This window comes from Terracoccus sp. 273MFTsu3.1, from assembly GCF_000383675.1.
In the GTDB taxonomy this organism is placed as follows: domain Bacteria; phylum Actinomycetota; class Actinomycetes; order Actinomycetales; family Dermatophilaceae; genus Terrabacter.
This window is the reverse complement of the sequence record NZ_KB911829.1, coordinates 56967-80554: the sequence shown is the minus strand read 5'-3', so window position 1 is coordinate 80554 and position 23588 is coordinate 56967. Positions and strand designations below refer to the sequence as shown.

Genomic DNA, 23588 nt, shown 5'->3' with positions numbered 1-23588 from the left:
TCTCCCGGGCCAGCTCGGCGCGCAGGCTGCCCCGGCCCTGCACGTACAGCGCCTGGTAGAGAGTTTCGTGGGAGATCCGCATGGACTCATCGTGGGGGAACCGCGCGAGCAGCTCGCCCTGGATCTGCTGCGGGGACCAGTGCGAGGTCAGCCCTGCAACGACGACCGTGCGCAGCGCGGCGTGCTCGGGCCGGTCCAGCTTCCGCAGCTGGGGACGGGCCCGGTTGGCCAGGGTGCGCGCCTGGGCGGTCCGCACCGAGTACATCCCGGCGACCCGGTTACGGGCCAGCTCCCGAGTCACGCTCGCGCGGTGCACGCCCAGCTCGGCAGCGATCCTGGCCGGGCAACGGCCCTCCGCTAGCCGTACCGCGATCAGGCCCCGCCCGGCCTCGGTCAACCGGCCCCGCGCGTCGGTGAAGTCACCGTGCACCGACGGCACCGACGGCACCGACGGCACCGACGGCACCGACGGCACCGACGGCACCGACGGCACCGACGGCACCGACGGTGCTGCCGACGTCGGGTCGGCCAGACCACCGACCGGTCCCATCCGCATCCTCATGCCGGCCACCTTGGCCCACCGGGCCACCGCGAACCGGTCCACCCCGACCTGCCTGGCCGCCTCCAACCCCGACAGCCCCGCCTCGAGCAACCCCAACACCTGCTCCCGCTGAGCAACCGAATACCGCCTCAACCCTCCAGGCACCACAGACCTCCACACGACATCCGTGTTGCGCAGACGATCTGAGACCGCCCTCACTCGAGTGAGAACGGGCGCTCACTCGAGTGGGAACGCGCGCTCACTCGAGTGAGATCGGGGGGTCACGCGGTGGGGTGACGCTCGGTAGGGTGCACACCATGCATCGCCGCCTGTCGCCGCCCGTCGCGGCGCGCCTCTCGGCGGCGACCGCCGACCTGCACGGCCCGCTCGCCGTCGTCGACCTCGACGCCTTCGACGCCAACGCCGCGACGCTCGTCGAGCTCGCCGCGGGCGTGCCGATCCGCATCGCGACGAAGTCGCTGCGCAGCCGACCCCTCATCGAGCGGGCCCTTGGTCGCAGCGGCTTCGAGGGGCTCATGTGCTACGCCGTGCGCGAGGCCCTCTGGTGGGCCCGCGACGGTCACACCGACCTCCTCGTCGCCTACCCGAGCGTCGACGTCCCGGCACTGGCCGAGCTCGCTGCCGACCCGGCCCTGACCCGGGCCGTCGTGGTCATGGTCGACAGCGTCGAGCACGTCGACTTCATCGCCCGCGAGGTGCCCGGCCACGAGGGCTTGCGCGTGGCGATCGACGTCGACGCGTCGCTCCGGGTCGGCCCCGCGCACATGGGGGTGCGCCGGTCACCCACCCGCACCCCCGCCGACGTCGAGGCGGTCATCCGTCGGGCCCAGGAGCGGGGCCTCGTCGTCGCCGGCCTCATGTTCTACGACGCCCAGATCGCCGGCCTGCCCGACTCCTCGCCCGTCGTGCGCCGGATGAAGAAGGTCTCCGACGCCGAGCTGCGCACCCGCCGGGCCGAGGTCGTCGCGGCCGCGCGCGCCCTCGCCGACCTCGAGCTCGTCAACGGCGGTGGGACCGGCAGCCTGCACGTCACGCACCACGACCCCTCGCTCACCGAGCTCGCTGCCGGGTCGGGCCTCTTCGCGCCGACCCTCTTCGACGGCTACGACGCGCTGTCGCTGCGTCCGGCCGCCTACTTCGCCGCCCCGGTGGTGCGCCGGCCGGGCGCAGGGATGGTGACGGCATACGGCGGCGGCTACGTCGCGTCGGGGCCGCCCGGGTGGTCCCGGGTGCCGAGCCCGCTGCCCGAGCACGACGTCTCGCTGCTCCGGCGGGAGGGGGCGGGTGAGGTGCAGACGCCCCTCGAGGGTCCGGGCGCCGACTGGCTCTCACTGGGTGATCGGATATGGTTCCGGCACGCCAAGGCAGGGGAGCTGGCCGAGCGCTTCACGGAGTTCGCGCTCGTCAGCAGCGACGGAGGCGACCGGGTCGTCGGACGGGCCGCGACCTATCGTGGGGAAGGGCAGTGTTTTGGCTGACAGCGTGGGTGGCGTGAAGCGCCGCGTCGTACGCAGCATCGACTGGTCCAACTGGGCCGGCACCGAGTCCTCGAAGCTCGCGCGCGTGGCGACGCCGCGCAGCGAGGCGGAGGTCGTCGAGGAGGTCGTGCGAGCCGCCGACCGCGGCCTGCGGGTCAAGGCGATCGGCGCCGGCCACTCGTTCACCGGCGTCGCCGTGACCGACGGGGTGCAGCTGCGCCTCGGCGCCCTGAGCGGAGTCACCTCCATCGACTCGACGCGTGGCGAGGCCACCGTCCGCGCCGGCACCCCGCTGCACGTCCTCAACGAGGAGCTCGAGGCGTTCGGCTACGCCCTGCCCAACCTCGGCGACATCGACCGACAGAGCCTCGCTGGCGCCACCGGCACGGGGACGCACGGCACGGGTCTGCGCCTGACCGGCCTCTCCGCAGGCATCCGGGCGCTGCGCATCGTCCTCGCCGACGGGTCGCTCGTCGAGTGCTCGCCGACGCGCGAGCCCGAGCTCTTCCAGGCCGCCCGTCTCGGGCTCGGCGCGCTCGGCATCGTCACCGAGATCACCGTCGCCGTCGTGCCCGCCTTCCTGCTCCACGCCGTCGAGCGGCCCGAGTCCCTGACGGACGTGCTGGCCCACGCCGACGTCTCGGCCGAGGCCAACGACCACTTCGAGTTCTACTGGTTCCCGCACACGGACCGGGCCCTGACCAAGCGCAACAACCGCGTGCCGGAGGGCACGGCGAGGCGCCCGCTGCCGGCCTGGCGCGAGAAGCTCGACGACGACCTCCTGAGCAACCGCTTCTTCGAGCTGACCAACCGCGTCGCCACCCGGGTGCCACGCTCGACGAGGAGCATCAACGCCATCGCGTCGCGTGCGCTGAGCGAGCGCCAGTTCACCGACCGCTCGCACAAGGTCTTCGTCACCGCGCGCGAGGTGCGGTTCATGGAGTCGGAGTGGGCCTTCCCGCGTGCGAGCCTCTCCGAGGTGCTGCTCGAGCTGCGCGAGTGGGTCGACACCCACGACGAGCGGATCTCCTTCCCCGTCGAGTGCCGGGTGGCCGCCGCCGACGACGTCTGGCTCTCGACGGCCTACGAGCGCCAGAGCTGCTACGTCGCGATCCACAAGTACCACCGCCAGGGGCGGGGCGCCTACTTCGACGCGTTCGAGTCCATCGCCGTCAACCACGGCGGCCGCCCGCACTGGGGCAAGCTCCACACGCGTCACGCCGACTACCTCCGCAGCGTCTACCCGCGCTTCGACGACTTCCTCGCGGTGCGCGACCGCGTCGACCCCGAGCGCCGCTTCGGCAACCCCTACCTCGAGCGGGTCCTCGGCGCCTGAGCGCCGCGGCGCCTGCGCGATGCCGTATGCCGTATGCCGTATGCCGTATGCCGTGGGCCCGCTCAGCTGCCGGCACGCGCCGAGCGCTGTCGCTCCCAGGCGAGGCGCAGCGAGCGCCTGACCGCGTCGTCATCGCCAGCCAGGTCGGCCTGCAGCTTGGCGTGCGCCTCCCACCGGGGCGGCACGCCGAAGGTGCCGGGGTGGGCGCTGACGAGCTGCTCGCGGTCCCGGCCGCCGAGCCGGACGAGCAGGGTCCCGGCAGCGTCGGCACGGGCCACGAGGAGCCCGTCGACGTACCACGCGCGGCGCCCGTCGGTGCGTCTGGTGCGGACCCCGTCGAGCGTCCGGAGGTACTCGTCGACGTCGTCGAGGGTCATCCACCGACGGTAGACCGCGCGCGCCGGCCCATGGGGGCTGCGGTCCCGCTGGGCGACATCCGGCGACGACCGTCCGCGTGCGTCGACGGCTGTCAGGGGGCCCACCTACGGTGAGGAGCGACGCACACCGACGCCGAGGAGGATGCCGTGACCGAGCAGAGGACCTACCCCGAGGGAGTGACCTCGTGGGTCGACAGCGAGCAGGGCGATGTCGATGCCGCCGCCGACTTCTACAGCGGCCTCTTCGGCTGGACCTTCGACGAGGCCACCCCGCCGGGCGTGCCGTTCCGCTATCTCATCGCCCGGCTCGACGGCCAGGACGTCGGCGGCCTCGGCGGCCCGGCCACACCCGCGGCTGAAGGCGCCGGTGGTGGCGGTGGTGACGCGGCCCGGTGGCACACCTACGTCGCGGTCGACGACGCAGAGGCCGCGACCGGCCGCGTCAAGGCGGCCGGGGGAGCCGTGGTCCAGCCGCCGACGGTTGCCGGCGAGGGCGGTCGGTCGGTGATCGTGCGTGACCCGCAGGGGCTCGAGGTGCGCCTCTGGGAGGCCAGAGGGCGTCTGGGCTCGCAGGTGACCAACGTCCCCGGGGCGTGGAACTTCAGCGACCTGCACACCGACGAGCCCGCTGCTGCACAGCAGTTCTACGCCCGGGCCTTCGGCTGGGAGTTCGCCGACGTCGGCTTCGCCACGATGATCCGCGTGCCCGGCTACGGCGACCACCTCGCCGCGACCACCGACCCGGGCATCCACGAGCGGCAGTCGGGGGCCAAGGTGCCGCCGGGCTTCGCCGACGCCATCGGCTGGGTCGTGCCCGTCGCGCCGGACGCCGAGCCGGGGTGGCACGTGACGTTCACCGTCGCCGAGCGCGACGCGGCGGCCGACCAGGTCGTGCGGCTCGGCGGGTCCGTCGTCCGCACCGGCGACAGCGACTGGACGCGCACCGCCGTCGTCCGCGACCCGCAGGGCGCTCTCTTCACCGTCAGCCAGTTCCTCGGCTGACGGGCGCGCCGACCCGGCCCGACGGCCTACGCCCTCGTTGCGGGTGTGCCGTCAGGCGTCGGGCCGGGTCATCGAGAGGACGTCGAGCGCCTCGTCGAGCTGCTGCTCGGTGAGCCTGCCGTCGGCCACGTGACCCTGCTCGATGACGATGTCGCGGATCGTGCGCCGCTCCTTGATGGCCTGCTTGACGACCGCGGCAGCGGCCTCGTAGCCGAGGTAGCGGTTGAGGGGCGTGACGATGGACGGCGAGCCCTCGGCGAGGGCCCGCGCGTGCTCGACCTCGGCCGTGATGCCGTCGACACAGCGGTCGGCGAGCAGGCGGCTCGTCGAGGCGAGCAGCCCGATCGACTCGAGGACGTTCTTGGCCATGACCGGCAGCATGACGTTGAGCTCGAAGTTGCCCGCAGCGCCGGCCATGGTGATGACGACGTCGTTGCCGATGACCTGCGCGCACGCCATGAGGGTCGCCTCGGGCACGACGGGGTTCACCTTGCCCGGCATGATGCTCGACCCGGGCTGGAGGTCGGGCAGGTGGATCTCGCCGAGGCCCGTGCGGGGCCCGGAGCTCATCCAGCGCAGGTCGTTGCAGATCTTCGTCAGGCTCACGGCCACGACCTTGAGCGCCCCGGACAGCTCGACGACCGCGTCCTGCGCCGACTGCGCCTCGAAGTGGTTCGCGGCCTCGCGGAACGGGATGCCGGTGACCCCGGAGACGCGCTCGATCACCTTGCGGGCGAAGCCCGGTGCCGCGTTGAGACCGGTCCCGGCGGCCGTGCCACCGAGGGGCAGCTCGCTCGTCGCCTCCGCAGCGGTGCGCACCCGGCTGGCCCCGAGCTCGACCTGTCGCCGGTAGCCGCCGAACTCCTGCCCGAGCGTCACCGGGACCGCGTCCATGAGGTGGGTGCGACCGGCCTTGACGACGTCGGCGAACTCGGCCTCCTTGCGGCCCAGGGCGAGCGCGAGGTGCTCGAGCGCCGGCACGAGGTCGAGGACGCTGGCCGTCGTCGCCGCGATGCGCAGCGCGCTGGGGAACGTGTCGTTGCTCGACTGGCCGGCGTTGACGTGGTCGTTGGGGTGCACGTCGAGGTCGCTCGCGAGGTGGGCGATCCGTGCGACGACCTCGTTGACGTTCATGTTCGTCGACGTGCCGGAGCCGGTCTGGAAGACGTCGACGGGGAACTCGTCGTCGTGGTCGCCGTCCGCGACCTCGCCGGCCGCCGCCGCGATGGCTCGGGCCCGGTCGGCGTCGAGGACCCCGAGCTCGGCGTTGACGTCGGCGGCGGCGGCCTTGAGCCGGGCGAGGGCGTGGACGACGCCCGGCGGCACCGGCTGCCCGCTGATCGGGAAGTTCTCGACGGCCCGCGCCGTCTGCGCGCCCCACAGGGCGCCGGCGGGCACCTGCACCTCGCCCATCGAGTCGTGCTCGGTCCGGAAGCCTTGCGCTGACACGTAGCTCATGTGCCCATCATCCACGGCTCGGCGAGGAGAACCGCCGTAGACCTTGTCGGGCGCCGGGTCGCGGGCGCAGGCTGGAGGGTGCGGGCGCCGACGCGATCCTTTGACGTACCACCCTGAGGAGAGGCCATGGCTCACCGTCGAGTTCTCACCGCGTGCATCGTGTCCGTCGCGACCGCCCTTGCCGGAGCCGCGGTCGCGGTGGCTGCCCCGCCCGACGAGATCGTCAACGTCGCCAGTCCGCCCACACCCTTCTCGCAGAACAAGCAGAACGAACCCGCCGTCGCGATCGACGCCCACGACCCGAGCGTCGTCGTCGCCGGTGCCAACGACGAGATCGACGACGAGTCGTGCGCGGCCGGCGACCCGACGACCTGCCCCTTCACGGACGGCGTGGGTGTCTCCGGGGTGTACTTCTCGTTCACCGGCGGCAGGGGGTGGACCCAGCCGACCTACACCGGCCTGACGGCCCGCGACTGCCTCGGACCCGCGGCCTGCACGGCGCACCCCGGCCCCATCGGCACCCTCCCCGGCTACGCCGCGAAGGGGCTCGTGTCGGACGGTGACCCGGCGGTCGCCTTCGGCCCGCGTCCGGCGTCGAACGGGAGCTTCTCGTGGGCCAACGGCTCGCGCCTCTACTACGCGAACCTCACCTCGAACGTCTCGGCGGACAAGGAGTCCGCGACCTTCAAGGGCTTCGAGGCCATCGCGGTGTCGAGGACCGACGACCCGCACGCAGCCGCCGCGAACGACGCCACGGCATGGAAGGACCCGGTGATCATCTCCAAGCAGTCGTCGACGACGTTCTCCGACAAGGAGCAGGTGTGGGCCGACAACGCCGCGTCGAGCCGGTTCTTCGGCAACGTCTACGTCTGCTGGGCCTCGTTCCGGAGCAACAGCCACGGCAACGCCCTCCCGACGCCGCTCATCGTCGCGCGGTCGACGGACGGCGGAGCCACGTGGACGACGAAGCAGGTCGGTCCCGCGACCGACAACGGCATCAACGGGCAACCTGACGGCTGCACGGTCCGCACGGACAGCCACGGCAACGTCTACGTCTTCGGCATCGGCCGGCGTGCGGGCACCGAGCTCCAGCTCATGTACCGCTCGACCGACGGTGGCGTCCACTGGGCGGGCCCGACGGTCGTCGCCCCGGCCACCGAGCCCGGTGTCATCGACCCCGTGCTCGGTCGCCCCACCATGGACGGGATCGCGGGAGCTCGCGTCGACCTCGCGGCAGGCCCGAGCGTCGACATCGCCAACGGGGCCCCGAGCGGCGCCGGCGCCACGAACCAGATCGTCATGACGTGGGCCGACGGTGCGGCCGGGCTCGACCACGAGAGGCTCTTGTGGACGAGCTCCACCACGGCGGGCGCCAGCTGGACCGCCCCGGCCGCCCTGGAGCTGCCGACGGGAGACCGCCCCGTCTACACGGCGCCGGCGCTGTCGCCCGACGGCACCGACCTCTACGTCGTCGACAACGCCTTCACGACGCCCTTCCGGCACGACACGACGTCGCCCCGCGGCCTCGTCGGCCAGGTCTGGCACGCCAACATCGTCGCCGGGGTGCCGAGCGGGTGGTCGTCACTGGACCGCAGCGCCGTCGGTGACCCGCGCGGGACGAGCCAGAACGGCCTGACCGCCGAGTTCCTCGGCGACTACGTCTATGCGGCAGCGACCCGCGACGGCGTGGTCGGTGTCTGGAACGACGCGTCGCACGCGGCCGACTGCCCGGCGATCGACACCTACCGGGGGTCGCTCTACACGGCGAGCCCCATCTCGCCGCCCAACGTCCTCGCTGCGTGCCCGGCGACCTTCGGCAACAGTGACATCCGTGGAGGGAGCTGGGCCGACCCGACACCCTGACGCTCAGGCCGACCGGGCCCGGCGGAGGTCCGTCGCGGAGTTCCGTCAGCGCCCGGTCGGTGCCCCGCCCAGCGCGGGCAGGTCCTCGTCGTCGTGGTGCGCCGTCCCCGGGCACCCCTCGGAGCCCGCGCACGACCAACCGGCGGGGACGGCTCGCGTGTGCCGTGCCGCCCCTGCGGCGACAGGGCGCCCCTGCTGCTCGGCGCCCGTCTCGTCGGTGCCGGACGGCGCCGGTGAGGGGTTGCGGATGAGCAGCCACGACACGACGCCGCCGGCGGCGAGCAGCCCGGCGCAGAGGAGCATCGCGGTCCGATACGCCGACGAGAAGGCCTCGGGGACGGCGTAGTCCGAGCCGCTGAGCCCGACGACGGCAGGCAGTGCGGCGACGGCGAGAAGGCTGCCCGCGCGGGCGACGGCGTTGTTGACCCCGCTCGCGACACCGGCGTAGCGGTCGGGAGCCGCGGCGAGGACCGTCGCCGTCAGTGGGGCGACGAGCAGCGTGAGCCCGAGGCCGAAGACCGAGATGCCGGGCAGGACGCCGGTCCAGTAGGTCGAGCCCGCGCCGACACCCGACAGCAGGAGGGCGCCGACGGCGCAGACGACCGGACCGACCGTCATCGGCAGGCGTGGCCCGATGCGGGAGGCGAGCGCCCCGCCCCGCGCGGCGAAGAGCAGCATGAGCACGGTGACCGGCAGCGAGGCCATGCCGGCGAGCAGCGGGCCGTAGCCGAGGACGGTCTGGAGCTGGAGGGTGAGGAAGAAGAAGACGGCGCCGAGGGCGGCATACACGAGCAGGGTCATCGCGTTGGCCGCGCTGAACTGGCGCGACCCGAAGAGGGCGGGCGGGACCATGGGGTGCGGGATGCGGCGCTCGACGACGACGAACGCCGCGCCGATGGCGAGGCCGACGAGCCCGACCCCGATGGCGGCAGTCGCTCCGAGCGTCTCGTGCTGGATCAGGGCGAAGGTCGTCGTCCCGAGGGCGAGCGTCGCCAGCACCGCGCCGGTCACGTCGAAGTGGTGGTCGGCCCGCTCGTCCCTCGTCTCGGGGACGTGCAGCTGCGCGATCCAGACGGTCGCGGCGCCGAGCGGCAGGTTGACGAGGAAGGCCCAGCGCCAGCTCGCGTACTGCACGAGCCACCCGCCGACGAAGGGTCCGAGGGCAGAGGCGATGCCGCCGAGTCCGGACCACGTGCCGATGGCCTTGCCGCGGTCGTCGGGTCGGAAGGAGGCCTGGATCATCGACAGGCTGCCCGGCGTCAGCAGGGCTCCCCCCACGCCCTGGAGCACCCGGGCGACGATGAGCTGGACGGGGGACTGCGCGAGCCCGCACGCGGCGGAGGCCACCGTGAACCACACGACACCGATGACGAAGACGCGTCGGCGGCCGAAGCGGTCACCGAGCGAGCCGCCGAGGAGGATGAGCGAGGCGAGCGCGAGGAGGTAGCCGTTGGTGATCCACTGCAGCTCCGCGAGGCTGGCGCCGAGCTCCTCGCCGATCCGGACGAGGGCGACGTTGACGACGGTCCCGTCGAGCAGGGCCATCCCCGAGCCGAGCACGGCAGCGGCGATGACGAAGCGGCCGGTGCGGGAACCCAGGACGACGTCGCTCACACCGGCAGTCTGTCACCGCGGGTGCGGCGAGGGGCTCCTCAGCGAGGGCAGTCGTCGACGGGCAGGTCGCGTCGGGCGGCGCGGGCGCCACGCAGGCTGAGGAGCGAGTCGACGGTGAGGACGATGAGGGCGAGCCAGACGATGCCGAAGCCGATCCACCGCTCGGCCGGCATGTGCTCGTCGAGCAGGACCACCGCGCAGAGCAGCTGCATGACCGGGGTGATGAACTGGATGAGCCCGATCGACACGAGCGGGATGCGGCGCGCGGCGGCGGCGAAGCAGAGCAGCGGCACCGCGGTGACCAGTCCCGAGAGGACGAGCAGCGACGTGTGCACACCGCCGTGCAGGCCGAACTCGAGCCCGCCCTGCGCGCCGACGACGACCAGCAGCACCACGGCGACCGGCGCGAGCACGACGGTCTCGACCGTGAGCCCGTGGATCGCGTCGAGGCTGACGCCGACCTTCTTCTTCGTCAGCCCGTAGAGCGCGAAGGACACCGCCAGCGTCAGGGCCACCCACGGCACGCGTCCGCCGGAGACCCCGAGGTAGACGCCGGCGACGACACCGATACCGACGGCCACCCACTGCAGGACGCGGAGGCGCTCACCGAGCACGACGACGCCGAGGGCCACCGTGACGAGGGGATTGAGGAAGTAGCCGAGGGCGGCCTCTGACGTGTTGCCCGAGGTCACGGCTGCGACGTAGACGACCCAGTTGACCGCGATGAGAACCGCCGCCACGGCGGTGCCGGCGAGCAGTCGAGGCCGTCGCAGCAGCGGCCGGATCCAGCCGAGGTCGCGCACGACGAGGAGCACGATGACGCAGAAGAGCAGCGTCCAGAGGATGCGGTGGGCGAGGATCTCCCACGGCCCGGCGGGCTTGAGCGCGTCGAAGTAGAGCGGGAAGAGCCCCCAGAGGCCGTATGCCGCGAAGCCGAGCAGGGTGCCCCGCCCGACCTCGCCGTGGGGTGCGGTCGACAGGGTCCCGCGGGTGCCGGACTCGCTGGGCGCGACGGACGGAGCGGCCTCCCGGGCGGTCACGCCCCCACGGTCCAGGTGTCCCGACCGGCGAGCAGGGCGTCGATGTCGGCGTCGGTGACCTCACCGGTGCGGGCCGAGGCGATCTGCTCGCGCAGGGAGTCGTCGTAGGTCGGGCGCCGGACGTTGCGGAAGACCCCCATCGGGACGTGCCCGAGGTCGGGGCTGTCGAGCCGCGAGAGCGCGAACGCCGCGGACGGGTCGTGCGCCGAGACGTCGTGGCGCACGATGCGGGCCGGGTCGGCGTCGGCGCGCGGCACGACGGCGAGCGACCCGCGGTCGTCACGAACGACGACCGTCTCGGCGGTCCCGACCTCCTCACCGTCGGTGAGGTGCAGGATGCGGGCCGCGGCCTCGGTGCGGTCCTTGAGGACGTCGAAGACGCCGTCGTTGAAGATCGGGCAGTTCTGGTAGATCTCCACGAGCGCCGACCCACGGTGCTCGGCCGCGGCGCGGAGCACCGACGTCAGGTGCTGGCGGTCGGAGTCCATCGTGCGGGCCACGAAGCTCGCCTCGGCGCCGAGCGCGAGCGACACGGGGTTGAAGGGGGTGTCGAGCGAGCCCAGCGGGGTCGACTTCGTCACCTGGCCGACGTGCGAGGTGGGGGAGTACTGCCCCTTGGTCAGGCCGTAGATCTCGTTGTTGAAGAGCAGGATCTTGAGGTTGACGTTGCGGCGCAGCGCGTGGATGAGGTGGTTGCCACCGATCGACAGGGCGTCGCCGTCGCCGGTCACGACCCAGACCGACAGGTCCTCGCGCGTCGCCGCGAGACCGGTGGCGATGGCGGGCGCGCGCCCGTGGATCGAGTGCATGCCGTAGGTGTCGAGGTAGTAGGGGAAGCGCGAGCTGCACCCGATGCCCGAGACGAAGACGATGTTCTCGCGCTTGAGGCCGAGCTCGGGCAGGAAGCCCTGCACGGCCGCGAGGATCGCGTAGTCCCCGCACCCGGGGCACCAGCGCACCTCCTGGTCGGACGTGAAGTCCTTCTTCGTCAGCGCGGTGCCGTCGGGGAGGCTCGGGACCCCGGCGGTGCCGTGGGCACCGGGGGCTCCTGGTCCGCTGGACGGCATACCCAGGTCGGTGGTCACTTGGCGGTCTCCTTCAGGGGCACGTCCGAGACGGACGCCACGGCGGTGGCGATGACGTCGGCGAGCTCGCCCGCCTGGAACGGCAGGCCGCGCACCGAGGTGTGCGACTCGATGTCGACGAGGTACTTCGCCCGCAGCAGCATCGCGAGCTGACCGAGGTTCATCTCGGGGACGATGACGCGCTGGTAGGAGCGGAGCACGTCGCCCGTGTTGGCGGGGAAGGGGTTGAGGTGGCGCAGGTGCGCCTGGGCGACACGGGCCCCGGTGGCCCGCGCCAGGCGGACGCCGGCGGCGATGGGACCGAAGGTCGAGCCCCAGCCGAGGACGAGCACGTCGGCGTGGCCGGTCGGGTCGTCGACGACGAGCGGGTCGATGCTGTCGGCGATCCCGTCGATCTTGGCCTGACGCAGCCGTGTCATGTGGTCGTGGTTGTCGGGGTCGTAGGAGATGTTGCCCGTGACGTCGGCCTTCTCGATGCCCCCGACCCGGTGCTCGAGGCCCGGCGTGCCCGGGATCGCCCACGGCCGGGCGAGCGTCTCGGGATCGCGGAGGTAGGGGTGGAAGGTCGGCTGGCCCTTGTCGTCCACGGCGTTGGGCTCGGTCGCGAACTCCACGGCGATGTCGGGCAGCTCGGCCGTGCGCGGCAGCCGCCACGGCTCGGAGCCGTTGGCGAGGTAGCCGTCGGACAGGACGATGACGGGGGTCCGGTACGTCGTCGCGATGCGCACCGCCTCGACGGCGACGTCGAAGCAGTCGGCCGGGGTCGCGGGCGCCACGACGGCCACGGGCGACTCGCCGTTGCGGCCGAAGAGCGCCTGGAGCAGGTCGGCCTGCTCGGTCTTGGTCGGCAGGCCCGTCGACGGGCCGCCGCGCTGGATGTCGCAGACGATGAGCGGCAGCTCGAGCGACACGGCGAGGCCGATCGTCTCGGCCTTGAGGGCGAGGCCGGGCCCCGATGTCGTCGTCACACCGAGCGCGCCGCCGAAGCTCGCACCGAGGGCGGCGCCGACCCCGGCGATCTCGTCCTCGGCCTGCATCGTCGCGACGCCGTAGCGCTTGAGGCCGGCGAGCGTGTGGAGGATGTCGGAGGCGGGGGTGATCGGGTAGCTGCCGAGGAAGAGCGGCAGGTGGGCGCGGTGCGCGGCGGCGACGAGGCCGAGCGACAGCGCGACGTTGCCGGTGACGTTGCGGTAGGTGCCGGCGGGCATGGTGGCCGGTGCCACCTCGTAGGCGACCGCGAAGTCCTCGGTGGTCTCGCCGTAGTTGAAGCCCGCGCGCAGGGCGGCGAGGTTGGCCTCGAGGATCTCGGGCTTGTCGGCGAACTTGCTCTTGAGGAACGCCTCGGTGCCGTCCATCGGCCGCGTGTAGAGCCAGGAGAGGAGGCCGAGCGCGAACATGTTCTTCGCGCGCTCCTTCTCCTTGCGGGTCAGGTCGGTGAACGACGCGAGGGCCTCGACGGCGATCGAGGTCAGCGCCACCGGGTGGACGTCGTAGCTGTCGAGCGAGCCGTCCTCGAGCGGACTCTCGAGGTAGCCGACCTTGGAGAGGTTGCGCTTGGTGAACTCGTCGGTGTTGACGATGATCGCGGCGCCCCGGGGCAGGTCGCGCAGGTTGGCCCGGAGGGCGGCGGGGTTCATCGCGACGAGGACGTCGGGGGCGTCGCCCGGGGTCAGCACGTTGTGGTCGGCGAAGTGCAGCTGGAAGCTCGAGACGCCGGGCAGCGTGCCCTGGGGTGCCCGGATCTCGGCGGGGAAGTTCGGCAGCGTCGACAGGTCGTTGCCGAGCAGTGCCGTCTGCGACGTGAAGCGGTCTCCGGTGAGCTGCATGCCGTCACCGGAGTCCCCGGCGAATCGGATGACCACGCGATCGAGCTTCTGGACCAGTTTGGCGCTCATGCTCTGCGACGTCCTCGAACTTCCATACGATTCACTGCCCGGGGCCCTGTGCGGCGGGCACTTTCCATGCTATGTCTCGTCGGGGCTCAGATCGTGCACCTGCCACAACGTGGACGAAGCGGGTCGGCACGGCGCCGCGGACGGTGTCGCCGTGGATGGCTCTGGCGAAGCGGTCCCGACGCCGTCGCGACCACCCGGACGTGCCCACCCGGAGGAAGGGCCCCAACCCCGTCGGCCATGCGCTGCAGGGTGGCTCGGATGCGGCTGACCACTCCGTGCCACTGACGGACCGGCATGGATAGGCTGGCCGTCATGTCCGGGTACGTGGCCGTCGCAGCGGTGCTGGGGGCGGGCGTCCTGCTCGTCACGGCGGCGATGCTCGTGCGACGGCTCCTCGCCCCGCGGGCACCCCACGCGGGCAAGCTGACGACGTACGAGTCCGGTGTCGACCCGGTCGGGGAGGGCTGGGCCCAGACGAAGGTCCGCTACTTCGTCTTCTCCTTCCTCTACGTCGTCTTCGCCGTCGACGCGGTCTACCTCTTCCCGTGGGCGACCGTCATCCGCGACGCCGACCTCGGCCGCGTGAGCCTCGTCGAGATGGGCATTTTCATCGGCGTCATCGTGCTCGGGCTGGCCCACGCGGGGCGCCGCGGTCTGCTGAGGTGGGTGTGATGGAGCAGGTGCCGAGCCCGGTCGGCCAACAGGTCAGCCAACAGGTCAGCCGACCAGCCGGCCAGCCGGTCAGCCTGCCGATGCCGACCGTCGGGCCGGCGAGCATGGGTGTCCTCGGCGCCCACGCCCCCAAGCCGATCAAGGTCGTCCTCAACTGGGGCCGCCGCTACTCCCTGTGGGTCTTCAACTTCGGGCTCGCCTGCTGCGCCATCGAGTTCATCGCCGCCTCGATGGGCCGCCACGACTTCATCCGCCTCGGCGTCATCCCGTTCGCGCCGGGCCCGCGCCAGGCCGACCTCATGGTCGTCTCGGGCACGGTCACCGACAAGATGGCCCCGGCGATCCGCCGCCTCTACGACCAGATGCCCGAGCCGAAGTACGTCATCTCCTTCGGCGCCTGCTCCAACTCCGGCGGTCCCTACTGGGACTCCTACTCCGTGACGAAGGGCGTCGACCAGATCGTGCCCGTCGACGTCTACGTCCCCGGCTGCCCGCCGCGCCCCGAGGCGCTGCTGCACGGCATCATCCGCCTCCAGGAGCAGATCGCCGCCGAGCGCCTGTCGACGCAGAAGCTCAAGGGCAGGTATGCCGGCACGCGCGTCGGCAGCGCCGGTGACCTCCGTCGTCCCCTCCTGCGCCGTGGCGCGAAGCCGGGGGAGGGCGGCCGGTGAGGGTCACCGACGTGCGCGACGTGCCCTTCGGGGAGTGGTCGAGCACGGTGCTCTCGCACCGTGAGGACGGCTACGCGTACTTCGACTGGCTGACGGCCGTGGACGAGACCGACCGCGAAGGCGACGACGCGGGCTTCGACGTCGTCTGCCACCTGCTCGACACGCGCGTGCCGGGCGCGCTGCGGTCGGTGCTGCTGCGCACCCGCGTCACCGGGGGTCTGCCGGTCCCGTCGTTGACCGGGATCTTCCGCGGCGCGGCGTGGCACGAGCGCGAGACCCACGAGATGTTCGGCATCGACTTCGACGGCTTCGACGACGGGAGCGGCCTCGGCCTGCGCCCCCTCCTGCTGCCCGACGGCTTCGAGGGCACACCGCTGCGCAAGTCCTTCGTCCTCGCCGCCCGCGCCTCGAAGGCCTGGCCCGGTGCCAAGGAGCCCGGCGAGGGCCACGACTCCGCCCGCGCACCCGGGCGTCGGCGCGTGCAGGCGCCCGGCGTGCCCGGTCCGGAGTGGGGGCCGCGATGAGCGACCTCGCTCCGTGGCTCGAGGTCGTGCTGCGCGCCGTCGCCGTGCTCGCGGCCTTCCTCGTGCTGCCACTGCTCGTCGGCCAGACCGAGCACAAGGTCATGGCGCACATGCAGGGCCGTCTCGGACCGATGTATGCCGGCGGCTTCCACGGCTGGGCCCAGCTCGTCGCCGACGGGGTGAAGTTCGTCCAGAAGGAGGACATCACGCCGGCCCGGGCCGACCGCTGGGTCTTCCGCCTCGCCCCCTTCGTCGCGCTCATCCCCTACCTCGTGGCGCTCGCCGTCATCCCCCTCTCGCCGCGGGTCGTCGGGGCCGACGTCGCCGCGAGCGTCGTGCTCGTGCTCGCCGTGATCGGGGTCGGCGTCATCGGCACGCTCATGGCGGGGTGGGCCTCGGCCAACAAGTACTCCCTGCTCGGGGCGATGCGCGCCGCCGCCCAGCTCGTGTCCTACGAGCTGCCGATGGTCCTCGCGGTCGCGTCCGTCGCCCTCGCCGCGGGCACCCTGTCGCTCGTCTCGATCGCCGAGGCGTGGAACCCGTGGTGGCTGCTCTGGCAGCTGCCCGGCGCCGTCGTCTTCCTCGTCGCGGCGCTCGCGGAGCTGCAGCGCCCGCCGTTCGACATGCCGCTCGCCGACTCCGAGATCGTCTTCGGCGCCTTCACCGAGTACACCGGCCTGCGTTTCGCCTTCTTCCTGCTCGCCGAGTACGCCGGCATCGTCGTCATGTCGCTGCTCTTCGCCGTGCTCTACCTCGGCGGCTGGTCGGGGCCGCTCGAGCAGTGGCTCGGCTGGTTGTGGACCGTGCTCAAGGGCTTCCTCGTCGCGGTCGTCGTCATCTGGCTGCGCGTCTCGTGGCCGCGCATGCGCGAGGACCAGCTGCAGCGCCTCGCCTGGGTGTGGCTCGTGCCGATGGCTCTTTTCCAGCTCGCCCTGACCGCGGTCGGGGTGGTGGTCTTCCCATGACCCGCGCCTCTCGAGGGTGGGGCAGGGGGGACGGTCCAACGGGCGCTGACGGTGGCCTTTCGACGGTGTCAACGGTGGAGGAGGAGGTGAGCGCGAATGGCTGACGGCATCATTCCCGGGCTCGTCAAGGGACTCGCGACGACGGCGAAGTCGCTGACCCGGCACACGCACACGGCCGAGTACCCCGACGTCTCACCCGCGCTCCCGCCTCGGTCACGCGGCGTCATCGCGCTGACCGAGGAGAACTGCACCTCGTGCATGCTCTGTGCGCGCGAGTGCCCCGACTGGTGCATCTACATCGACTCCCACAAGGAGGAGCTGCCGCCGACGACCCCGGGCGGCCGTGCCCGCCAGCGCAACGTCCTCGACCGCTTCGCCATCGACTTCTCGCTCTGCATGTACTGCGGCATCTGCATCGAGGTCTGCCCGTTCGACGCGCTGCACTGGAGCCCGGAGTTCGAGTACGCCGAGACCGACATCCGCGACCTGCTCCACGAGAAGGACCGCCTCGGCGCGTGGATGGCCACCGTCCCGGCGCCCCCTGCCCTCGACCCGGGCAGCGCCGACCCCGCCGAGGTCACGGCGGCAGCGAAGCCGGCCCGCGGGTCCGCCGGAGCAGCCGCCGCCACGCCTGGTGGTACGCGTGGGGCCGGGGCCGCAGCCCGGCCGACGCGGGTGCGCCGGGAGACCACGACCCCGCCGTCGGCGGCCCCGGCCGCCCAGTCCCCGGCCGCCCAGTCCCTGGCCGAGCAGACCACGGTCATGCCGGCCGCGACCCCCGACCCGACGACGCCACCAGCGGCCGAGCAGACCCGGGTCATGCCGGCGGTCGAGCGCACGGCGGCGCTGCCCGCCGCTGAGCGCACCGAGAGCCTGCCGGCCGCCGAGCAGACCTCGGCCCTTCCGCCGGCCGACGGCGCCGAGGCCGAGCGGGCCGCGGACCAGGCCGCGGCACAAGGAGACTCGACCCAGGTCCTGCCGACGGTGTCGACCGACGAGGAGGGGAGCGAGTGACGACCCGTGACATCGTCTTCACCGCGGTCGGCGCAGTGACGGCCCTGTCGGCGCTGCTGTCGGTCACGACGAAGCAGGTCGTCCACGCGGCCCTGTGGCTGCTCGTCTGCCTCGGTTCGCTGGCGGGCGCCTACCTCGTGCTCGGGCAGGAGCTCGTCGGACTGGTCCAGCTCCTCGTCTACGTCGGCGCCATCGTCGTGCTCGTCCTCTTCGCTCTCATGCTGACCCGCGCGCCGATCGGTCCCCACGCCGAGATCGACACCCCGTGGTGGCAGCGCCTCGCCGGTGCCCTCCTCGGCGCCGCGACGACGGCACTGCTCGCCTCGCTCCTGCTCCCGCTCTTCTCCGGCGCGACGGCCGACCTCGACACCCCGACGACGACCACGCCGCAGGTTGCCCAGGCGGTCTTCGGCACGTGGGTCTGGCCCTTCGAGCTGCTCTCCGTGCTGCTCCTCGTCGCGCTCATCGGCGCCTTCGCCGTGTCGCGCCTGGTCCTGCACCGCGACGGCGCCGACGGCGCCGACGGCGCGCGCCACCCAGGCACCGTCTCGTCGGGCGCACGGTCGGACGGTCGCGGATGATCCACCTCTCGCTGCCGGCCGCCCTGTCGGCACTCCTGGCCGGCATCGGCGTCTACGGCGTCCTCGCCCGCCGCAACGCCGTCCTCGTCCTCGTCGGTGTCGAGCTCATCCTCAACGCGGCGAACCTGTTGCTCGTCACGGCCGGGTCCCGCCCCGGCGCGCCGCTCTCGGCCGGTCCGGTGCTCACCCTCTTCGTCATCACGATCGCCGCCGCCGAGATCACCGTGGCGCTCGCGATCATCCTCGTGATGTTCCGTCGCACGGGGCACATCGACCTCACGGCGGTGCCCGACCTCACCGACGACGAGCCGGACGATGCCGGCGACGTCGACGCCGAGGCCCCGCGCGCCGACGACCGGGACGGCCACCCGCGTGACGCGGTGCGTGAGCCGGCGGCAGCGGGGGAGGGCGTCGGATGAGCTGGATCGTGCGGATGATCGTCGTGCTCCCGGCGCTGGCCGCCCTCGTGGGGCTGGTGACGCGGCGCCAGCGCGGGCTCGCGGCGGCCGTCGCCGTGTCGGTGTCCGCCTACGTCGCCGTGCTCGGACTCATCCAGTGGGTCGCGCCGTCGCGCACGGCCGACATCGAGTCGATCGGCAGCCTCCCGCTCGGCGACCTCTCCGTTCCGCTGCACCTGCTCTCCGACCGCGTCTCGGGCCTCGTGGCGTTCGTCGTCGCCCTCGTCGTGCTCGGCATCCAGGTCTTCACGGCGTGGTACCTCCGCGACGACCCCCGCTACGGCCAGTTCGCGGCGACCGTCTCGCTCTTCGCGGCCGGCATGCTGCTCCTCGTCCAGGCGGGCGACCTCGTGCTCATGCTCGTCGGCTGGGAGGTCATGGGTTGGTGCTCGTGGCTGCTCATCGGCCACGACAGCGAGCGGGCGGCGGCGAGACGGGCGGCCTACAAGGCCTTCATCGTCACCCGCGTGGCCGACATCGCCATGGTCGTGGGCATCGTCGCGCTGTCGGTGCGGGCCCGGTCGACCGACCTCATGGCGGTCCTCACGGCCACCGGGGACGGCACGCTGCTGACGATCGGTCTCGTCGGCGTCGTCATCGGTGTCGCCGGCAAGTCGGGTCTCGTGCCGTTCCACGACTGGCTCCCCGACGCGATGGAGGGCCCGACCCCGGCGTCGGCGCTCATCCACGCGGCGACGATGGTCGCGGCCGGCACGTACGTCATCGCCCGCCTCTTCTCGCTCTACGCCGGTCATGACGGGGCGCGCACCCTGCTCGCCGTCCTGACAGCCGTGACCATGGTCTACGCCGCACTGCTCGCGCTCGTGCAGACCGACCTCAAGCGGATGCTCGCCTACTCGACCCTGAGCCAGATCGCGATCATGCTCTCGGCGCTCGCCGCGGCACCGGCCGAGCTCGGGCCCGGAGCCGGCATCGCGCACCTCGTCGGCCACGCGTTCTTCAAGGCGCTGCTCTTCCTCGGGGCCGGCTGGCTCTCGGTCCTCGCCGGCGCGACCGCCGTCGCCGCCCTGCGCGGTCGGCTGCGTCCGACCGGCGCGTTGCGCTGGTCGATGGGGATCGGCCTCGCCGCCCTCGCCGGCGTGCCGCCGCTCATCGGCTTCTTCACCAAGGACACCGTCATCGACGCCGCGCTCGAGGGCGCGACCGGGGGTGGCGGGTTCCGCGCCTGGCTCGTCGTCGTCGCCCTGTTCGTCACGGTCGTCCTCACGGCGGCGTACTGCACCCGCGCGTGGCTCCTGCTCGACAGCCCCGTCGCCGCGACGGGCGAGCTGCCCGACGTCGAGCCCGCCGTCGTCGCCGAGGAGGACGTCGCCGTCGTGACCTCCACCGACAGCGCCGACGACGCCGAGGTCGAGCGCGTCCACGCCCACGGCCACGCCCCGATCACGCTCCCGGCCGCACTCGTCGTGTCCGTGCTCGCCGCGCTCACCGTCGTCGGCACCCTCTTCCTCGTCAGCCTCCGCGGTGGTGTGCACGTGGGGCTCCTCAGCGCCCTGCTGTCCGTCCTGCTCGTCGCCGGAGCCGCGTATGCCGTGTGGTCCCTCAGCGACCGCGGCCGGCTCGACGTCGCCGACCGGGTCCCCGGCCGCGTCCGGGAGCCGGCGGTGCGCGGCTTCGGCGTCGACACGGCATACGTCGGCATCGGCCGGGCGGTCACGGCCGTCGCGCGTCTCGTCGTGACGCTCGACCGCGACGTCGTCGACGCCTACCCGCGGGCGACCGCCGTCGTCGCCCGGGCCGCCGGCCGGGCGGGGGAGCGGAGCCACCGCGCCGTGCCCTCGCTGTCGCTGCTCAGCCTGCTCGTCGGCGTCGTGGTCGTCGCCGTCCTGGGGGTGGCCGCATGGCGCTGACCCTCATGCTCCTGGTGCCGCTCCTCGCGGCGATCGCGCTCATCGCGATCCCCGGCGAGTCCACCGTCGAGCGCGGCATCGCGCTCGGGTCCACCGTCGTCACAGCGGTGCTCGCCGTCGTCGTCGTGTGGGGCCGCCACGAGGTGGACGTGCCGTGGATCCGCTCGCTCGGCGTCCGGTGGCACTTCGGCGTCGACGGCATCTCGGCAGCCCTCGTGCTGCTCACCGCGCTGCTCACCGTCGCGGTCGTCGCCCACGCCCTGTCCGGGCCGATCCCCAAGGGAGGCACCGGCTCGACCTTCCTCGGCTGCATCCTGCTCGTCGAGGCAGGCGCGCTCGCCACGTTCATGGCGCGCGACGCGATCCTCTTCTTCATCGCCTTCGAGGTCGTCCTCGTGCCGATGTGGGTGCTCGTCCGCCGCTTCGGCGACGACCACGTGCGCGACGAGACGCGCGCCGACGCCGCGGGCCGCTTCGTGCTCTTCACGGTGCTCGGCTCCACGCTGATGCTCGTCGGCATCCTCTTCCTCGTCCACCACCAGGGCACGAGCGACCTCACCGTCCTCGCCGAGCGGCACGGCGCCGGGCTGTCCCGGCCGCTCCAGGTCGCGATCGCCGCGATCCTGCTGCTCGGGCTCGGCATCAAGGTGCCCCTGTGGCCGCTGCACACGTGGCTGCCCTCGGCGCACACCATCGCCCCCACGGCCGGGTCCGTGCTGCTCGCCGCCGTCCTGCTCAAGATGGGCACCTACGGCATCGTCCGGCTCGCGGTCGGCACCTTGCCCGCAGGAGTGGCGCAGCTGAGCCCCGTCCTCGCGATCCTCGGCGTCGTCGGCATCCTCTGGGGAGGGCTCGCCTGCCTCGTCGAGCGCGACCTCAAGCGCCTCATCGCCTACAGCTCGGTCGCGCACATGGGCTTCGTCGCCCTCGCCATCGCGTCGGGCAGCGAGACCGGTCTGCAGGCGGCGCTCTTCGGCAACATCGCCCACGGCGTCGTCGCGGCCCTCCTCTTCTTCGTCGTCGGCGACCTCAAGGAGCAGTGGGGATCCTCCGACCTCCAGGTCGCCCGGGCCGCCCTGCGTGACAAGGCTCCCCGCTTCGGCCTCGCGCTCGTCGTCGGCCTCGCGGCCGCGCTCGGGCTCCCCGGCCTCGTCAGCTTCTGGGGTGAGTTCCTCGCGTTGTACGCCGCGTGGTCGCCCGCACCCGACCGGCCCGTGGCTCTCCTGCGCGTCTGCGTCGTGCTCGGTGCCGTGGGGCTCGCGCTCGCGGCGGCGTACGCGCTCCGGGTCGCCCGCATCGTCTGGGCGGGTGAGGGCAGCGACGCGGCCCAGGGTCCTGCGGCCGAGCCCGTGGCGGACTCCCGCGGAGCCCGCTGGGCGGTCGTCATGACGCTCGTCGTCGTCATCGTCACGCTCGGCCTGCTCCCGCACCTGCTGCTCGGACTCTCCGACGCGGCGACGTCAGGTCTGCTCTCCGGACTGGGGGTCGCGCCGTGAAGGGCCTCGCCATCGACTACACCACCGTGCTGCCGGCGCTCCTGCCGGTCGCCGGACTCGTGCTCGTGCTCGTCGCCGACCTCGTCAACCCGCGCCTGCGCCGGGTGCCCTACGCCGTCGCCGCGCTGGCCGCCCTCGGGTCCGCCGTGGCCACGGTGCCCGGGCTCGCGCTCGGCGGCGGTACGACACGGGAGACGTTCTGCCTGACCGGCCGGACCGCCGCGTGGGCGACGGCGCCGACGGTCGACGGGCTGCCGCAGGTGTGTCTCTGGCAGGCCGACGCGCTCGGCAGCACCCTCCAGCTCGCGGCCGCCTTCGCTGCTTTCGTCTGCATCGCCCTGGCCTGGCCCCGCACCCGCCGTCGGCGCCCGACCGACAGCACCCGGGAGCCGGTCGAGGCCGTGCTGCTCCTCGCCGCCCTCGCCGGCACGATCGTCGTGGCGGCCAGCCGCGACGTCGGCACCTGGCTCGTCGCCCTCGAGCTCGCGACCCTGCCCGTCATCGCGCTCGTCGCCCTCTCCGGCCGCCGGGCGGCCGTGGCCGGCGCCACCCAGCTGCTCGTGACGTCCCTCGTGTCCTTCGCCCTGCTCGTGCTCGGCGTCGCCCTGTGGTTCGCCGCGACGGGGAGCCCGTTCCTGACGCCGGACGCCGCCCTGTCCTCCGGTGGCGCGTTCTCGGCCGCGTCGGGCGCACCGACCTCGGTCGTCTTCCCGTCGGTCTCGGCAGGCGTCGTCGCGCTGGCGACGGTCCTCGTCATCGCCGGGGTCGGCTTCAAGCTCTCGCTCGTGCCGTTCCACGCGTGGACGCCCACGGCATACGCCGGCTCGTCGGTTCCCATCGCGACCTTCCTCGCGACGGTCTCCAAGATCGCGGCGCTCGCGGCCCTGCTCGTCGTGCTCCGCGCGGTCGCCGCGCTCGGGACGCCGGCCCTGGTGTCGATCGCGCTGCTCGCGTCACTGAGCATGACGCTCGGCAACGTCATGGCGCTGCGCCAGGACGACGTCGTGCGCCTGCTCGCGTGGTCGACCGTCGCGCAGGCCGGGTGGGTCGTGCTGCCGCTCGTCAGCATCTCCGCGCTCGGTGTCGGCGCCAGTGCCACCTACCTGCTCACCTACGTCGTCGCGACGCTCGTCGCCTTCGCCGTCGTGGCGGTCACCCTGCGCGACCGACCGGGGGAGGGACGGTCCATCGCGGCCTACGAGGGTCTCTGGCAGCGCAGCCCGTGGCGGGCCGGTGCGCTCGCCCTGGCGCTGACCTCGCTCGCGGGGCTGCCGCCCGGCATCATCGGCCTCGTCGGCAAGATCACGGCCCTGCGGCCGGTCGTCGCCGAGGGCTGGGTCTGGCTCGCTGTCGTCGCGGCGGTCAACGCCGTCATCGGCGTCGCGGTCTACCTGCGCTGGTTGCGCGCCGTCATCACGGCCCCCGACGGGGTGGCCGGTGCCGCCGGCACCGAGGGTGCGACCCCCGCACCGGTCGCCGTCGCGCGGCGGCGACCGGTCATGGTCGCCGGGCTCGTCCTCGCGTCGGCGGTCCTCGTCGTCGTCAGCGTCCAGCCCGACCTGCTCCTGCGCCTCCTCGGCTGATCGCCGGGCGTCGCCTGTCCCGCCACGCGGCGAGGACCCCGAG

At 73.0% G+C, this 23588-nt stretch carries 21 protein-coding genes; 14 read left to right on the top strand and 7 right to left on the bottom strand.

The window, feature by feature from the left end; genetic code table 11:
* On the bottom strand, nucleotides 1-604 hold a 604-nt coding region (locus H283_RS28710), incomplete at its 3' end, for a helix-turn-helix domain-containing protein (RefSeq protein ID WP_196806047.1).
* Nucleotides 605-858: 254 nt separating this feature from the next.
* On the opposite strand from H283_RS28710, the gene H283_RS0121945 reads away from it, so the two are divergent.
* Together H283_RS0121945 and H283_RS0121940 are read left to right on the top strand one after the other, a co-directional pair.
* The gene (locus H283_RS0121945) at nucleotides 859-2040 is read left to right on the top strand and encodes an alanine racemase (protein WP_028785822.1); all 1182 of its coding nucleotides are present in this window, start codon (nucleotides 859-861) and stop codon (nucleotides 2038-2040) included.
* A gap of 4 nt (nucleotides 2041-2044) precedes the next feature.
* Nucleotides 2045-3376 (top strand): D-arabinono-1,4-lactone oxidase, encoded by a 1332-nt coding sequence (locus H283_RS0121940; RefSeq protein ID WP_020145680.1) that lies wholly within the window; start codon nucleotides 2045-2047, stop codon nucleotides 3374-3376.
* 62 nt (nucleotides 3377-3438) lie between these two features.
* Here H283_RS0121940 and H283_RS0121935 read toward each other — a convergent pair whose 3' ends face one another.
* Entirely contained in the window at nucleotides 3439-3753 is a 315-nt protein-coding gene (locus tag H283_RS0121935) for a hypothetical protein (protein WP_020145679.1), read from the bottom strand.
* Between the two features lie 147 nt (nucleotides 3754-3900).
* On the opposite strand from H283_RS0121935, the gene H283_RS0121930 reads away from it, so the two are divergent.
* Nucleotides 3901-4755 carry a VOC family protein gene (locus H283_RS0121930; protein WP_020145678.1) on the top strand — a complete coding sequence of 285 codons (855 nt, stop codon included), beginning with the start codon at nucleotides 3901-3903 and terminating at the stop codon, nucleotides 4753-4755.
* Nucleotides 4756-4806: 51 nt separating this feature from the next.
* On the opposite strand, the gene H283_RS0121925 is transcribed toward H283_RS0121930, so the two are convergent.
* On the bottom strand, nucleotides 4807-6213 hold the full coding sequence (locus H283_RS0121925; RefSeq protein ID WP_020145677.1) for an aspartate ammonia-lyase: 1407 nt from the start codon (nucleotides 6211-6213) through the stop codon (nucleotides 4807-4809).
* A 126-nt stretch (nucleotides 6214-6339) separates the two neighbouring features.
* Here H283_RS0121925 and H283_RS0121920 point away from each other — a divergent pair, with 126 nt between their 5' ends.
* On the top strand, nucleotides 6340-8076 hold the full coding sequence (locus tag H283_RS0121920; protein WP_020145676.1) for a sialidase family protein: 1737 nt from the start codon (nucleotides 6340-6342) through the stop codon (nucleotides 8074-8076).
* 45 nt (nucleotides 8077-8121) lie between these two features.
* Here the strand turns inward: H283_RS0121920 and H283_RS26165 are convergent, their stop codons facing one another.
* From H283_RS26165 to H283_RS26160, 4 genes are read right to left on the bottom strand one after another with little or no spacing between them, the layout of a single operon-like run.
* Complete coding sequence (locus H283_RS26165; RefSeq protein WP_020145675.1) at nucleotides 8122-9690, bottom strand: MFS transporter; 1569 nt, start codon at nucleotides 9688-9690, stop codon at nucleotides 8122-8124.
* 38 nt (nucleotides 9691-9728) lie between these two features.
* A complete protein-coding gene (gene rarD / locus H283_RS0121910; RefSeq protein ID WP_020145674.1) occupies nucleotides 9729-10730 on the bottom strand; it encodes an EamA family transporter RarD in 1002 nt (333 codons plus the stop codon).
* Nucleotides 10727-11815, bottom strand: coding sequence for a 2-oxoacid:ferredoxin oxidoreductase subunit beta (locus tag H283_RS0121905; RefSeq protein WP_020145673.1), 1089 nt, complete (start codon nucleotides 11813-11815; stop codon nucleotides 10727-10729). The genes rarD and H283_RS0121905 overlap by 4 nt, the downstream gene beginning before the upstream one ends.
* Nucleotides 11812-13710 carry a 2-oxoacid:acceptor oxidoreductase subunit alpha gene (locus H283_RS26160; RefSeq protein ID WP_020145672.1) on the bottom strand — a complete coding sequence of 633 codons (1899 nt, stop codon included), beginning with the start codon at nucleotides 13708-13710 and terminating at the stop codon, nucleotides 11812-11814. The genes H283_RS0121905 and H283_RS26160 overlap by 4 nt, the downstream gene beginning before the upstream one ends.
* A gap of 312 nt (nucleotides 13711-14022) precedes the next feature.
* Between H283_RS26160 and H283_RS0121895 the strand changes: the two genes are divergently transcribed.
* The 10 genes from H283_RS0121895 (at nucleotide 14023) to H283_RS0121850 (ending at nucleotide 23545) form a co-directional block, all read left to right on the top strand.
* Nucleotides 14023-14382 (top strand): NADH-quinone oxidoreductase subunit A, encoded by a 360-nt coding sequence (locus H283_RS0121895; RefSeq protein WP_020145671.1) that lies wholly within the window; start codon nucleotides 14023-14025, stop codon nucleotides 14380-14382.
* 104 nt (nucleotides 14383-14486) lie between these two features.
* Nucleotides 14487-15053 (top strand): NADH-quinone oxidoreductase subunit B, encoded by a 567-nt coding sequence (locus H283_RS0121890; RefSeq protein ID WP_196806048.1) that lies wholly within the window; start codon nucleotides 14487-14489, stop codon nucleotides 15051-15053.
* Complete coding sequence (locus H283_RS0121885) at nucleotides 15050-15577, top strand: NADH-quinone oxidoreductase subunit C (RefSeq protein ID WP_020145669.1); 528 nt, start codon at nucleotides 15050-15052, stop codon at nucleotides 15575-15577. Before H283_RS0121890 ends, H283_RS0121885 begins: the two co-directional genes overlap by 4 nt.
* The gene (gene nuoH / locus H283_RS0121880; protein ID WP_043650559.1) at nucleotides 15574-16542 is read left to right on the top strand and encodes an NADH-quinone oxidoreductase subunit NuoH; all 969 of its coding nucleotides are present in this window, start codon (nucleotides 15574-15576) and stop codon (nucleotides 16540-16542) included. The genes H283_RS0121885 and nuoH overlap by 4 nt, the downstream gene beginning before the upstream one ends.
* A gap of 96 nt (nucleotides 16543-16638) precedes the next feature.
* On the top strand, nucleotides 16639-17556 hold the full coding sequence (locus H283_RS28540; protein WP_020145667.1) for an NADH-quinone oxidoreductase subunit I: 918 nt from the start codon (nucleotides 16639-16641) through the stop codon (nucleotides 17554-17556).
* Entirely contained in the window at nucleotides 17553-18137 is a 585-nt protein-coding gene (locus H283_RS0121870) for an NADH-quinone oxidoreductase subunit J (RefSeq protein WP_020145666.1), read from the top strand. Before H283_RS28540 ends, H283_RS0121870 begins: the two co-directional genes overlap by 4 nt.
* Complete coding sequence (nuoK, locus tag H283_RS28535; RefSeq protein WP_020145665.1) at nucleotides 18134-18556, top strand: NADH-quinone oxidoreductase subunit NuoK; 423 nt, start codon at nucleotides 18134-18136, stop codon at nucleotides 18554-18556. The genes H283_RS0121870 and nuoK overlap by 4 nt, the downstream gene beginning before the upstream one ends.
* Nucleotides 18553-20466, top strand: a complete 1914-nt coding sequence (locus H283_RS0121860; RefSeq protein WP_020145664.1) for an NADH-quinone oxidoreductase subunit L — start codon at nucleotides 18553-18555, stop codon at nucleotides 20464-20466. The genes nuoK and H283_RS0121860 overlap by 4 nt, the downstream gene beginning before the upstream one ends.
* On the top strand, nucleotides 20457-21962 hold the full coding sequence (locus H283_RS0121855) for a NuoM family protein (RefSeq protein ID WP_020145663.1): 1506 nt from the start codon (nucleotides 20457-20459) through the stop codon (nucleotides 21960-21962). Before H283_RS0121860 ends, H283_RS0121855 begins: the two co-directional genes overlap by 10 nt.
* On the top strand, nucleotides 21959-23545 hold the full coding sequence (locus H283_RS0121850) for an NADH-quinone oxidoreductase subunit N (RefSeq protein WP_020145662.1): 1587 nt from the start codon (nucleotides 21959-21961) through the stop codon (nucleotides 23543-23545). The genes H283_RS0121855 and H283_RS0121850 overlap by 4 nt, the downstream gene beginning before the upstream one ends.
* Nucleotides 23546-23588: the final 43 nt, after the last annotated feature.

Coding starts and splice junctions, on each gene's coding strand:
- H283_RS0121945 (WP_028785822.1), top strand. CDS start 859: ATGCATCGCCGCCTGTCGCCGCCCGTCGCGGCGCGCCTCTCGGCGGCG.
- H283_RS0121935 (WP_020145679.1), bottom strand. CDS start 3,753: ATGACCCTCGACGACGTCGACGAGTACCTCCGGACGCTCGACGGGGTC.
- H283_RS0121925 (WP_020145677.1), bottom strand. CDS start 6,213: ATGAGCTACGTGTCAGCGCAAGGCTTCCGGACCGAGCACGACTCGATG.
- H283_RS0121920 (WP_020145676.1), top strand. CDS start 6,340: ATGGCTCACCGTCGAGTTCTCACCGCGTGCATCGTGTCCGTCGCGACC.
- H283_RS26160 (WP_020145672.1), bottom strand. CDS start 13,710: ATGAGCGCCAAACTGGTCCAGAAGCTCGATCGCGTGGTCATCCGATTC.
- H283_RS0121895 (WP_020145671.1), top strand. CDS start 14,023: ATGTCCGGGTACGTGGCCGTCGCAGCGGTGCTGGGGGCGGGCGTCCTG.
- H283_RS0121890 (WP_196806048.1), top strand. CDS start 14,487: ATGGGTGTCCTCGGCGCCCACGCCCCCAAGCCGATCAAGGTCGTCCTC.
- nuoH (WP_043650559.1), top strand. CDS start 15,574: ATGAGCGACCTCGCTCCGTGGCTCGAGGTCGTGCTGCGCGCCGTCGCC.
- H283_RS28540 (WP_020145667.1), top strand. CDS start 16,639: ATGGCTGACGGCATCATTCCCGGGCTCGTCAAGGGACTCGCGACGACG.
- nuoK (WP_020145665.1), top strand. CDS start 18,134: ATGATCCACCTCTCGCTGCCGGCCGCCCTGTCGGCACTCCTGGCCGGC.
- H283_RS0121860 (WP_020145664.1), top strand. CDS start 18,553: ATGAGCTGGATCGTGCGGATGATCGTCGTGCTCCCGGCGCTGGCCGCC.
- H283_RS0121855 (WP_020145663.1), top strand. CDS start 20,457: ATGGCGCTGACCCTCATGCTCCTGGTGCCGCTCCTCGCGGCGATCGCG.